This window comes from Microvirga medicaginis, from assembly GCF_052658925.1.
Genome location: NZ_JBQWEL010000024.1, coordinates 44566 through 56777, shown reverse-complemented (window position 1 = coordinate 56777; position 12212 = coordinate 44566). Strand labels below are relative to the sequence as shown.

Genomic DNA, 12212 nt, shown 5'->3' with positions numbered 1-12212 from the left:
GGCGATTCGATCAGGCTCTTATCTGCTGGCGCGGCCTTCTGAAGAGACTGCGCAGAAATCCTGCAATGAGGAGAAATCCGCCCCATATGACGATGAAGCCGGCGATGGCGGAGATGATGCCTTCTTCCGTCACGGGCATGGCGGGCTCGAAATCGCGATAGGTTGCTTCCATCACGTCCCTGTCGCCATCGCGCACCATCAGCGCGATGCGCGCGAAGGGGCCTGCCTGCATCATGACTTCACGATGCAACTGAAGCCGTTCGAGGCGCTCCACATTCCCCTGCATGGCCGCCCCCTGTCGGTTGACGAGAGTGTCCGGGTTCGAGCGCAATCGTGCGATGGCGCCATCCTGCGTTTCGCCATTGGCCTGCGCATCCGCATCGAATCGCGCGATCACGCGCTTGAGCTCGTCGATCGCACCGCCGAGGCGCTGGCGATATTGCTGGGAATATTCCGGTCCCTGCGACGCAACAACACCGCCGAGCAGACCGAGGCCGAAAGCGATGATGCGAACGATGCGTGACACGGCTCAAACCTCTAAGCCATCGGGTGGATCCCTTTATACACAGCGCATCGTTCGAGCGGAAAGCCGGTCCACTTTTTGCTGACGCGGCCCTCCGGTTCCGCGCGATGCGCTAAGCGTCAAACGCAGCGCGGATATCTTGTTCCGTCACTTCGTCGAGGGTCTTCTGCACTTTGAGCGCTCTGGTCTTCTTTCCCGGCTCCATCACCAGAATGACGGTTTCGATGCCGGGACAGCCAGGATCGTTGCAGGCAATCTCGTTCACGGCAAAGGCCGTCTCGGGCGAAGACTGGAGCGCCGTGCGCGCCAGCTCCTTCACGCGCTCGACAGCCTTCCGATCCGGTTTCGGTAGGCCGAACGATCCTCTCAGGAAAGCGCCGAACAGAGCCACGGGCGATCTCATGCGGGCAGGGTCAGGATGCCGGCCTGGCCGTCCTCGCAGCCGAAGGCGAGGCGCTTGCCGCCCTTGTCCCAAGCCATGGCCGTGACGCCGCTGCCCTTGACGGCAGGCCGCACGAGCAGCTCGGAAGCATCGTTCAGGCGAATGAGCAGGATGCAGCCGTCCTCGTAAGCGACCGCCAGCACATAAGTATTGGGATGAAACGCCACGCGGCTCACTTTTGCGGGCCGCACGCCGCATTCGCGCGGGGCCTTGCCCATGGGGCCTTCCTTCGACTCGAAAGGCCAGATGATCGCCGCCTCCGCACCGGAGGTGGCAAGCCATTTGCCGTCATGCGACCAGGAGAACGAGCGTGTCTTGGACGGGTAGCCGCTCATGCGCATGTGGCCCTTGTCGGGAATGAGCCGCCAGCCGTGAAGCGCATTCTCCTGCATGGAGGTCACCACGAAGCGGGCATCGGGCGACCAGGTCACATCGAGATGCGAGCCTTTCCACTCGAGCACTTCGGGCTTTGCTTCCACGTTGGGGAACCACAAGGTCGCGCCGTTGTAGTGCGAGATCGCGAGGCGATAGCCCTTGGGGGCGAAGGCAAGGCCGCGCGCGGTGGAGGGCGCCTCCAGCATCTTCTCGCGGCCCCTGTCGTCGCGGGCGAAGACGCGCTTGCCCGCAGCATAGGCGAAGGCGCCGCCGGCGCTCAGCGCCAGCGAGTCGATCCACGCACCCTTGGCCTCGGCCAGGGTCTTCGTGGAACCATCGGCACCGGTCACGGCCACGCGCCCGTCGTCGCCACCGGTGACGAAGCGCTCGCCGTCGCTCGCGCCGACCAGAACGCCTGCATCGGGATGGGCTTCCACGCGATGGGTCTCGCCATCCTTCACCAGCAGCACGCCGCCGTCGCCAAGACCAAAGGCGGCGGTGCCCTTCAGCCAGCCGATGGCGGTCACATGCGCGCCGGCAGCAACGGGCGCCACACTTTGGGTCAAGGACGGAGCAGCTCCAGCACTCATCGAAACATTCCCTTCAGGTGGGTTCCCCATAGCATGGTTGCAGGGATGGAAGGCAAGGCAGGGTTTTACGCTCAGGATGCGCCAAGGCACCTTTGCGGTAAGCCTTTTGAGACATGGCCATCACCGAGCGGCAGACCCATCATAGGATTTTTGATGATTGGGAGCTGCGGCATGCGAATTTTGAGCTTGATCGCTTTTGTCATGACGGCGCTCGGTTCGATGGGAGCCTCTGCTCAGACCATGGGCGGGATTCCCGCTCAAGGAGGGAGCGAGGCCTCGGCTCAAAGGGCGGCTCAAAAGGCATCCTGCGAGAGGGATGCCCGGTTGATTTACCGGAACGGCAGAGACATTTCCGAGCAATGGCTCCAGCAGGTCAGGGCGACCCGCAGAGCCTATGTTCAGGAATGCATGACGAAGGCCGGCTTTGCGCCATGAGCCGATTGTGATTCCAGGGCGCAGGCGACCTGCCTCCTGGAGTGAAACGCGGTTCAAGCCGCGCAGGCGAGGAAGCCCTCGCGGATCGCTTTCTCGTTCAGGTCGCGACCGATGAAGACCACCTTGGAGGTGTGCTTCTCGCCAGGCTTCCACTCACCCTGCACATCGCCGTCGAGAATCATGTGCACGCCCTGGAAGACGAAGCGTTTCGGCTCGTTGGGGAAGGCCACGATGCCCTTGCAACGCAGGATGTTCGGACCCTCGACCTGGGTCAGGTTCGAGATCCACGGCATGAACTTTTCAGGATCCACCTCGCCATCGATGGCGACGGAGACGGACTGCATCTCCTCGTCGTGATGATGGTGGTGGCCTTCCTCCAGGAAGTCAGGCTCGAGTTCGATGATGCGGTCGAGGTCGAAGGCCTTGCGGTCGAGCACTTCCGAGATGGGGATGGCGCAGTTCTGCGTGCGGTGGACCTTCGCATAAGGGTTGATGGCGCGGATGCGCGCCTCGACCTCTTCAAGCTGCTCAGGAGTCACGAGATCGATCTTGTTGAGAATGATCACGTCGGCGAAGGCGATCTGGTTCTTGGCCTCGGGCGCGTCCTTGAGGCGGTCGGACAGCCATTTGGCATCGGCCACCGTCACCACGGCATCCAGGCGCGCGATGTCGGACACGTCCTGGTCCATGAAGAAGGTCTGGGCGACGGGAGCGGGGTCCGCAAGGCCCGTGGTCTCGACGATGATCGCGTCGAACTTGCCCTTGCGCTTCATCAGGCCGTCGAGAATGCGGATCAGGTCGCCGCGCACGGTGCAGCAGATGCACCCGTTGTTCATCTCGAACACTTCCTCGTCGGCGCCGACGACGAGTTCGTTGTCGATGCCGATCTCGCCAAACTCATTGACGATCACGGCATATTTCTTGCCGTGGGGTTCGGTGAGGATGCGGTTGAGGAGGGTGGTCTTGCCGGCGCCGAGATAGCCTGTGAGGACGGTAACGGGGATCTTGTCGGTCATCGGATGGTCCGCAACTTTCATCCTCCCCTTGAGGGGGAGGATCGGCCGAAAGGCCGAGGTGGGGTGGAAACACCAGGTCAGGTGAGGTCGCGCTGCCACCCCACCCCGGATCGCTTACGCGCTCCGACCCTCCCCCATGCAAGCCGGGTGTTCCCGGTTTGCACAGCTAATCGGATCTTGGAACACCCAAGATCCGTGGGAGGGTGGCCTTCAGCTCGACAGGGCCGCGCTGAAAGCCCTTATATTGTGTCTCATCATGTCAATGTAAGTGCCGGCGGGGCCGTTCGGCTCCGAAAGCGCATCGGAATAGACTCTCTCGCCGATCTTGGCCCCGGTCTCCTTGGCGATCCGCTCCATGAGGCGGGCGTCCGAGACGTTCTCCACGAAAACGGCACTGATCTTCTCCCGCTTGATCTGCTGGATGATCCTGGCCACGTCCTTGGCAGAGGCTTCGGCATCCGTCGAGACGCCCTGCGGGGAGACGAAGTCGATCCCATAGGCGTCCTCGAAATAGCGGAAGGCATCGTGAGAGGTGATGATCTTGCGCCGGTCTACAGGGATCTTGGCGACGAGATCCTTCAGTTCCGCCTCGAGGGCATCGAGCTTGGCGAGATAGTCGGCGGCATTGACCTCATACGTCGCCTTGGCTGCAGGATCTGCGGCAATCAGGGCGTCGCGGATATTGGCCACGTAGATCTTCACGTTGCCGATGTTCTGCCAGGCATGTGGATCGACGCCCTCATGACCATGGTCGTGTCCCTGATCATGGCCGTGTTCCTCCTCTCCCTCGAGAGGTTTGAGGCCCTTGGACACTTCGATCTTCGCCGCCCTGGTGCCGGAAGACTTCACGAGACGGTCGATCCAGCCTTCGAACTTGAGGCCGTTGGTGAAGACGATCTTCGCTTCCGTCAGACGGCGTCCGTCGGCGGGTGTGGGCGAATAGACATGAGCATCGCCGTTGGGGCCCACGAAGGTCGTCACATCCACGCGCTCGCCGCCGACATGACGCACGAGATCGCCGAGGATCGAGAAGGTCGCCACGACCTTCAGCTTCTCAGCGGTCTGCGCCGCGGCCGGCATGAGCGTAAAGGCCAAGCCCAGAGAGCCTGCGAGCCAGGACAGAACGGTTCTTCTCGTCGGCATGATGAGATCCTTTGCTTGGATTTTAAGCTTCGAGATGCCTGCCGGGCCATGCGAGCCACAGCACGCCGCCTTCGCGGCCGATCAGGAGAGACGCGACATAGACGACACCGGCCGAAAGAATGATCGCCGGACCCGCGGGCAGTTCCGCATGGAACGAGAGCAGAAGCCCCGCGACACCTGAAACGATGCCGATGAGGATGGAGACGATCATCATCATGGTGATGTCGCTGGTCCAGAAGCGCGCCGCCGTGGCGGGCAGCATCATCATGCCGACGGCGAGCAAGGTGCCCAGGGCATGAAAGCCGCCGACCAGGTTCATCACCACGAGGCCGAGAAAGATGAGATGCGTCGGCGTTCCGGCACGGCTCACGGAGCGCAGAAAGATCGGATCCACGCATTCGAGCACGAGCGGGCGGTAGAGAACGGCGAGCGCCAAAACCGTCAGCGATGAAATGGACGCGAGCAGCAGCAGCGTGTTGTCATCAAGCGCGAGCACCGTGCCGAAGAGCACGTGCAGCAGATCGACATTCGAGCCGCGAAGCGACACGATGGTGACGCCGAGCGCGAGCGACAGCAGATAGAAGGCTGCGAGCGACGCATCTTCCTTCAGAGATGTGAAGCGCGAGACGAGGCCCGCCGCCATGGCGACGACGACGCCTGCCGCCAATCCGCCGACAGTCATGGCGGGAAGCGACAGGCCCGCGAGCAGATAGCCGATCGCCGCGCCAGGCAGGATGGCATGCGCCATGGCATCGCCCGTGAGGCTCATGCGGCGCAGCATCAGGAACACGCCGATGGGACCGCCGCCGAGGGCGATGGCGATCACGCCCACGAGCGCGCGCTGCATGAACTCGAATTCGGAGAAGGGGGAGTAAAGGAGGTCGAGCACGGATGGTTCCTTACGCGGCGCCGCGCTGGCAGATATGCGCATGCGGATCATACGCCTCGACCATGCGGCGGGCCTTCAGGAGATTTTCGGCGCTCAACACGCCAAGCGTCTCGCCCCAGGCCACAGGCTCGCGGGCAATGAGCAGCGTCTTGGGGAACACACGGCGGACCATGTCGAGATCGTGCAGAACCGCCACGACCGTGCGGGATTCGTCATGCCAGCGGCGCACGAGATCGAGCAGGTCGGCGGTCGTCTTTGCGTCGATGGCGGTAAACGGTTCGTCGAGCAGGATCACCGGCGCATCCTGCAGCAGCAGGCGCGCGAAGAGGGCACGCTGCATCTGGCCACCGGAGAGGGTGGAGATGGGACGACGCTCGAAACCGATGAGGCCGACGGCCGCCAGGGCTTCCTCGACCCTGGTGCGATCCTTCGCCGAGATGCCGCCGAAAAGCCCCGAGCGGGACCAGAGCCCCATGGCGACGAGATCATAGACCGAGAGGGGGAAGGACCGGTCGATCTCCGCCGCCTGCGGCAGATAGGCGATCTCGGAGGAGGGGCCGTCGAGCCGGATATGGCCCTCGAGCGGCTTCAGGGTGCCGACGATGCCCTTGAGCAGGGTCGACTTGCCGGCGCCGTTGGGGCCGACCACGGCCATGAGGCTCCCGGCCGGGATGTCCCCGTCGAGATGGTGTACGGCAGGCCTGCGGCCATAGCCGAGGGTCACTTCATCGAAACGGATGGCAGTCGAGGGCTTCGGCATGGCTTATCCCATCACCTGGAGAACCATCAGCCACAGGGCGCCCAAGAGCACGGCAGCGCCCGCCAGTCGCTGCCAGACCGAGAGGCGAAGCAGCGAAAAGGTCGGGTCTGCGGCCAAAACTCGGTGTTCCAAAGCTTGGTGTCCATGGACCCGGTGCTCATGGCCATGATGATGTTGACCGTGGTGGTGGCTGTGCGACATGCCCCCACACATAGACCGGATCGGCCGCCATTTCCAGGGGCGTACAGTATTTTATACGCCCCTGTTAATAGCATGGTTTGCAAGCGAAATCTTAGAACGCTGGATGGTATTGGTAGAGCCAGGTCTCGCTCAACACCTCATCCCCGTTGCGGAGATAGCAGCGCATCTCCACCGGCTCGGTGCCGGTCACCGTCAGGTCGAACTGGGTGCGCCAATGTCCAGGCACGTTGTCGGGCACCGCCTCGGTGAGAACATTCGAGAACTCGCCGCGGGAGGCGGAGAGCACGGGCTTCGGGATCACGCCGCTGGGTAGCTTCGTGAGAGGCTCGCCGATGAACTCCACCATGAACTTGCGCACGCCCTTGGGGCGAGCCGTGCCGGCCTGCCCGCCATTGCCGAAGCGGGTGGCGATCACGCGGGCGAGGGGGGTCGGGTAGGGCTCGTCCGCCGACCAGTGCATGCGATAGCGGAAGTTGAGTGCCTGGCCTGCACGGGCTGGGTCCGCGGGTACCCACATGACGACGATGTTGTCGTGGATCTCGTCATCGGTGGGGATTTCCACGAGCTGGATGGCGCCCTGGCCCCAGGAGCCCTGCGGCTCGATCCAGAGCGAGGGGCGGCGGTCGTAATAGACGCCGTCGAGATAATGGTCGAAGTTCCGGTCGCGCTGGAGAAGGCCGAAACCCTTCGGGTTCTCGTCCGAGAAGGCCGAGGTGATGATGCGCGGCGGGTTGTTGAGGGGGCGCCAGATGCGCTCACCGGTCCCGGTCCACATGGCCAGACCGTCGGAATCGTGGATTTCCGGACGCCAGTCGATCGCGGTGGTCTTCGCCTTCTCCGAGTACCAGTACATGGAGGTGAGCGGAGCGATCCCGAGGCGCTGGATATCCTTGCGGAGGAACAGGGCGCTGTCGAGATCCATGGTCACGGCGGCAGCGCGCTTCATCACGAAGCGATAGGCGCCCGCCACACTCGGTCCGTCGAGGAGGGCATAGACCGTGACCGTGTCGGAGCCAGGGCTTGGCGTCTCGAAGTAGACATGGGTGAAGTCCGGGAATTCCTCGGCCTTCCCATGAACCGCCACATCTACGGCGAGGCCGCGGGCGGAGAGGCCGTACTGATAAAGCTCGCCGATGGCGCGGAAATAGGACGCGCCGAGGAAGGCCACCCAATCGTTCTTCTTCCAGTCGAGCTTGCCGTTCCGGGCCTCCTGGAAACGGAAACCGGCAAAGCCCGTGTTGTCAGGGAGTTTCCGGGCAGGCGAGTCCGCCGGCATGTCGAAATACTCGGTGTCGTAGATGATCTCCCGAGCCTGGCCGTTCTCCACCACATGCATGCGCACCGGCTTCTGGAAGAAGCGGCCCATGTGGAAGAAGGTCACCGGGAACTCGCCGGGGCCATTGGCCCAGAGCGCGAGATCCGTCTTGAACCTGATCTTGCCGTGGGCGTCGTAGTCGATCTGGTAGAGAATGTCCGGCGAGGGGCTCGGTGGGGCCATATAGGCCGTGCGGGCCATCGTCTCTGCCTGCTTCTTCAGGTCATCGAAGGAAAAGGGGGCCGGTGCTCCCATCTTCAAACCCTGCTGCGCCATGGCCCGGCTTGAGAAGCCCTGGGCGGCCAGAGCGGCCGTGGCGGTGGCTGTTTGGAGAAACTGGCGGCGGTTGAGCATGGTTCGACGCATTGATTAGTTGTGGAGAGACGGACCCCTACCGACCAAGGTGGCAGGAATAAGTCTCTCTTATCCTCTTGAGAAATCCTCGTCAGCCGTCAAAACTAGCCCCATGCACAAGCGCCGTAACGTCACAGCGCCACAAAACAGGGAGTATGCCATGCGTCAAACATTCACGCGCCGCCTCGTCGGCGCAGCGGCAGCCATTGCCATTGCGGGAGCAAGCCTTCCTGCCCAGGCCCAGGATTTCATCAATATTCTGACCGGCGGCACTTCGGGCGTCTATTATCCCCTGGGCGTTGCTCTCTCCAAGGTGTTCACGGAAAAGGTCCAGGGTTCGCGGCCTTCCGTTCAGGCCACCAAGGCTTCTGTTGAAAACCTCACCCTGCTGCAGCAGGGCAAGGGCGAGATCGGCTTTACCCTCGGCGACAGCCTGGCCATGGGCTGGGCCGGCGACGAGGAGGCGGGCTTCAAGTCCAAGCTCGACAAGCTGCGCGGCATCACCGCCATCTATCCCAATTACATCCAGATCGTCGCCACCCAGGAATCCGGCATCAAGTCGTTGGCCGACCTGAAGGGCAAGCGCCTCTCCGTCGGCGCGCCGAAATCCGGCACCGAACTCAATGCCCGCGCGATCCTCCAGGGGGCTGGCCTGACCTACAAGGATCTCGGCAAGGTCGAGTACCTGCCCTTCGGCGAATCCGTCGAGCTCATGAAGAACCGCCAGCTCGACGCCACCCTGCAATCGGCAGGTCTCGGCGTGTCCTCGATTCGCGATCTCGCCACCTCCGTACCGATCGTCGTCGTGGAGATCCCCACCGCCATCGTGGATAAGGTCGGCACGCCCTACATCAAGGCCACGATCCCGGCGAACACCTATGAGGGCCAGACCGCTCCGGTGCAGACGGCCGCCGTCGTGAACTATCTCGTCACGCATTCCGGCGTGAAGGACGAGACCGTCTATCAGATGACGAAAGCTCTCTACGAGAGCCTGCCCGAGCTCGCTGCCGCTCATGCTGCCGCCAAGGACATCAAGCTCGAGAACGCGCTCTCCGGCATGCCGATCCCTGTGCATCCGGGTGCGCAGCGCTATTTTGATGAGAAGGGCGTGAAGAAGGGTTCGTAAGCCCTTCGGCCGATTTACATTCAAGCCGGGGCAGGTGAACTGCTCCGGCTTTTTGCATGACAAGAAGAACAATTCATCAAGGAGAGGGCGCAGATGAGCCACGGCATGAATGCATCCGAGATCGCAACATTGGAGCAGCCGTCCACGCCGCCAGCCAATCCTGAGCACGGCCTGCCGGAGAATTTCGGCGAAGGTGTTCTGGGCACGCTCCTGTTCTGGATAGCGGTGGCCTTCTCGACTTTTCAGATCGTTACGGCCTTCGGCATCCCGCTCGACCATCCGCTTTTCGGTGGCGTGTCGATCATTTATCTGATCGGTGCAGCCTTAGTGGCTTGGGCCGGATGGCTCGTCTTTCTGAGCCTCAAGGGCCGCAATGTGATCAATGGCGCCTTGGCGCTTGTCTCACTCGCCGTTACCTACCTGCTCATCTTCAAGTTTCCCGGCAGCTTGCCGAGCCAGGTGGTGCGTGCGCTGCATGTGGGATTCCTCTGCCTCGTCGCGGGCGCGATGCTCGCGAACCATAAGGCACGCAATCCCGTCACCGTTGCGCTTGGCTGGATCGTCGGTCTCATCGGCTTTGGTATCGGCGTCTACCACTGGGCCCTCTACGAGCAGCTCGTGGCCCGCTCAGGCGAACTGACGCAATCCGATCTCGTGGTCGGCATCGCGGCCATTGCGGTTCTGTTTTATCTCGTGTGGCGCGTCATGGGGCCCGCGCTTCCCATCGTCGCCGGGATCTTTCTCGCTTATTGCCTGTTCGGTAATTATCTGCCCGCACCGTTCGATCATCGCGGCTATTCGCTGGAGCAGGTGGTCGAGCATATGTCCTTCGGCACCGAGGGGCTGTACGCAACGCCCACCCTCGTTTCCGCGACTTACATCTTCCTCTTCATCCTCTTCGGTGCGTTCCTTGAGCGTGCTGGCATGATTCAGCTCTTCACCGACGTGGCCATGGGCCTGTTCGGCGGAGCGCGCGGTGGGCCGGCGAAGGTCGCCGTCTTCTCGTCCGCGCTCATGGGTACGATCTCGGGATCGGGTGTCGCGAACGTCGTCTCCACGGGCCAGTTCACCATCCCGCTCATGAAGCGCTTCGGCTACAAGGCGGAGTTCGCAGGCGGCGTCGAAGCCACAGCGTCCATGGGTGGCCAGATCATGCCGCCGGTCATGGGCGCGGTCGCCTTCATCATGGCCGAGACCATCGACGTGCCTTATGTCGAGATCGTGAAGGCCGCGATCATTCCGGCCATTCTCTATTATGCGTCCGCCTTCCTCGCCGTCCATCTCGAAGCCGGTCGCTCCGGGCTCATGGGGCTTGCGAGATCCGAACTGCCGAGCGCAGCGCGCGCGCTGAAGGAGAAGTGGCATCTCATCCTGCCGCTCGCAGTTCTCGTCTATCTGCTCTTCTCCGGCTATACGCCGCTGTTCGCAGGCTCCATCGGCCTTGCCCTCACCGTCGTGCTGATCCTTGCGGGTGCACTCGCCCTGGGCCTCGTGAACGAGACGGTGCGCCTCGTGTTCTGGATCGGGCTTGGCCTTCTGGCGGCAGCGTTCCTCTGGGCTGGCGTGACGCTCGTGCTCGTTCTCGTCGCGGCTCTCGTGCTCCTGAGCCTGTTCGTGCGCGGTGGTCCTGAAACGCTGGAAGCCTGTCGCGATGCTCTTGCCGATGGTGCGCGTCAGGCGCTGCCTGTCGGCTTGGCGTGCGCGGTCGTCGGCATCGTGATCGGTACGATGACACTGACTGGCGTCGGCACGATCTTCGGTAACTGGGTGGTGTCCATCGGACGCGACTCGCTGATCACGTCGCTGGTGCTCACCATGTTCGTGAGCCTCATTCTCGGCATGGGCATCCCGACGATCCCGAACTACATCATCACGTCGTCTCTCGCCGCACCTGCACTGCTGACCTTGGGCGTGCCGCTCATCGTCTCGCACATGTTCGTGTTCTATTTCGGCATCATGGCGGACCTTACGCCGCCGGTGGCGCTCGCGGCCTTCGCAGCGGCTCCCATTGCGAAAGCATCGGGTTTCAAGATCGGATTCCAGGCTTTGCGCATCGCGCTGCCCGGATTCGTCATTCCCTACATGGCTGTTTACGATCCTGCTCTCATGATGCAGCCCGTGGCGGGCCTTTCCGGCGCTGCCTATTGGGCGAACGTCGCTTATATGGTCGTGAAAGCTGGTCTTGCCGTGGTACTTTGGGGCGCGGCCTCCGTCGGCTATCTCAATGCGAAGATGCCCTGGTGGGAGCGCCTTGCTGCCGCCGTTGCAGCGGCCTTCCTGGTGCTGGCCTTGCCGGTCACAGATGAGATCGGCTTCGTCCTCACCGTGCTCGTTTTCGGCTTCCATTTCTGGCGCTCACGCCGGACGGCCTCGACGGTCGCGGCCCGCTCATGATCTGCCTGGTCGCGGGCAAGGTCATCGCGCCGCTCATGGCTGGCGCGATGACCCTTGCCTGGACGCACTCGGTCGAGAAGATCGCGTGGGAGGAGGATTGGCGCGCCACGCCTGCGGGGCTCGAACTGATGGAAGCGCGGGTGAAGGGCTCGGGCGCCGGGATGGAGCCGCCGCCGGACGCGCGGCTCGTCAATGGATCTTACGTGTGGAAGCCGAACCTGCAGCCTCAGGCGGAGGTGGTCATGCGCCGCTCGGGCGCCACGGCGGATTGGCGGATCTGCATCGAGGGGCAGTGCCGCCCCATGGAGGCCTATGTGCCGCCCCAGGCCGATCCGGTCGTGATGGAGGTTTGTAAGGAAAGCCCGTGAGCTTACTCGGCCAGGGGCTCGACGGCGACGCAGCGGCGCCAGAGGTTCACGAGGAAGTAGGCTGCGAGCAGGCTGAAGAGGCCCATGAGGGCATAGCCCACGATGTGGCCCAGCTCGAAGAGGCCCGCGATGGCCCAGCCGGCGGAGATCGCCACGCCGAACACCTCCGCACCGACCAGAATCATGATGCTGATCACGGTGATGAGGTTGCGCCAGTTGGTGCTTTTCGCCTGAGCCACGGTCACGTACTCCATTCTTTGCCGGAAGGGACTACCCTAAAC

The 12212-nt window shown here is 62.9% G+C and carries 13 protein-coding genes; 4 read left to right on the top strand and 9 right to left on the bottom strand.

What is annotated here, in order from left to right:
- Positions 1-10 precede the first annotated feature (10 nt).
- The 3 genes from ACUXUR_RS22800 to ACUXUR_RS22790 form a co-directional block, all read right to left on the bottom strand.
- The gene (locus tag ACUXUR_RS22800) at positions 11-526 is read right to left on the bottom strand and encodes a DUF2937 family protein (protein ID WP_445504643.1); all 516 of its coding nucleotides are present in this window, start codon (positions 524-526) and stop codon (positions 11-13) included.
- A gap of 109 nt (positions 527-635) precedes the next feature.
- Positions 636-914 carry a hypothetical protein gene (locus tag ACUXUR_RS22795; protein ID WP_445504642.1) on the bottom strand — a complete coding sequence of 93 codons (279 nt, stop codon included), beginning with the start codon at positions 912-914 and terminating at the stop codon, positions 636-638.
- An 8-nt stretch (positions 915-922) separates the two neighbouring features.
- Positions 923-1930, bottom strand: coding sequence for a WD40 repeat domain-containing protein (locus ACUXUR_RS22790; protein WP_445504641.1), 1008 nt, complete (start codon positions 1928-1930; stop codon positions 923-925).
- A 171-nt stretch (positions 1931-2101) separates the two neighbouring features.
- On the opposite strand from ACUXUR_RS22790, the gene ACUXUR_RS22785 reads away from it, so the two are divergent.
- Positions 2102-2365, top strand: coding sequence for a hypothetical protein (locus ACUXUR_RS22785; protein WP_445504640.1), 264 nt, complete (start codon positions 2102-2104; stop codon positions 2363-2365).
- Between the two features lie 53 nt (positions 2366-2418).
- Here ACUXUR_RS22785 and ACUXUR_RS22780 read toward each other — a convergent pair whose 3' ends face one another.
- The 5 genes from ACUXUR_RS22780 to ACUXUR_RS22760 all read right to left on the bottom strand — a co-directional run bounded on the left by ACUXUR_RS22780 (position 2419) and on the right by ACUXUR_RS22760 (position 8043).
- Positions 2419-3381: a CobW family GTP-binding protein gene (locus tag ACUXUR_RS22780; protein WP_445504639.1), complete on the bottom strand. Its 963-nt coding sequence runs from the start codon at positions 3379-3381 to the stop codon at positions 2419-2421.
- Between the two features lie 210 nt (positions 3382-3591).
- Positions 3592-4524 (bottom strand): metal ABC transporter substrate-binding protein, encoded by a 933-nt coding sequence (locus tag ACUXUR_RS22775; protein WP_445504638.1) that lies wholly within the window; start codon positions 4522-4524, stop codon positions 3592-3594.
- Positions 4525-4546: 22 nt separating this feature from the next.
- Positions 4547-5455, bottom strand: coding sequence for a zinc ABC transporter permease AztB (gene aztB / locus ACUXUR_RS22770; RefSeq protein ID WP_445504637.1), 909 nt, complete (start codon positions 5453-5455; stop codon positions 4547-4549).
- Positions 5424-6173, bottom strand: coding sequence for a zinc ABC transporter ATP-binding protein AztA (gene aztA, locus ACUXUR_RS22765; protein WP_445504636.1), 750 nt, complete (start codon positions 6171-6173; stop codon positions 5424-5426). Before aztA ends, aztB begins: the two co-directional genes overlap by 32 nt.
- A 292-nt stretch (positions 6174-6465) precedes the next feature.
- Positions 6466-8043 carry an OpgD/OpgG family glucan biosynthesis protein gene (locus ACUXUR_RS22760; RefSeq protein ID WP_445504635.1) on the bottom strand — a complete coding sequence of 526 codons (1578 nt, stop codon included), beginning with the start codon at positions 8041-8043 and terminating at the stop codon, positions 6466-6468.
- 160 nt (positions 8044-8203) lie between these two features.
- On the opposite strand from ACUXUR_RS22760, the gene ACUXUR_RS22755 reads away from it, so the two are divergent.
- From ACUXUR_RS22755 to ACUXUR_RS22745, 3 genes are all read left to right on the top strand, one after another.
- A complete protein-coding gene (locus ACUXUR_RS22755; RefSeq protein ID WP_445504634.1) occupies positions 8204-9169 on the top strand; it encodes a TAXI family TRAP transporter solute-binding subunit in 966 nt (321 codons plus the stop codon).
- 93 nt (positions 9170-9262) lie between these two features.
- Complete coding sequence (locus ACUXUR_RS22750) at positions 9263-11563, top strand: TRAP transporter permease (RefSeq protein WP_445504633.1); 2301 nt, start codon at positions 9263-9265, stop codon at positions 11561-11563.
- Complete coding sequence (locus ACUXUR_RS22745; RefSeq protein WP_445504632.1) at positions 11560-11931, top strand: DUF1850 domain-containing protein; 372 nt, start codon at positions 11560-11562, stop codon at positions 11929-11931. The genes ACUXUR_RS22750 and ACUXUR_RS22745 overlap by 4 nt, the downstream gene beginning before the upstream one ends.
- A gap of 2 nt (positions 11932-11933) precedes the next feature.
- Here the strand turns inward: ACUXUR_RS22745 and ACUXUR_RS22740 are convergent, their stop codons facing one another.
- Entirely contained in the window at positions 11934-12170 is a 237-nt protein-coding gene (locus tag ACUXUR_RS22740; protein ID WP_371679239.1) for a hypothetical protein, read from the bottom strand.
- Positions 12171-12212 lie beyond the last annotated feature (42 nt).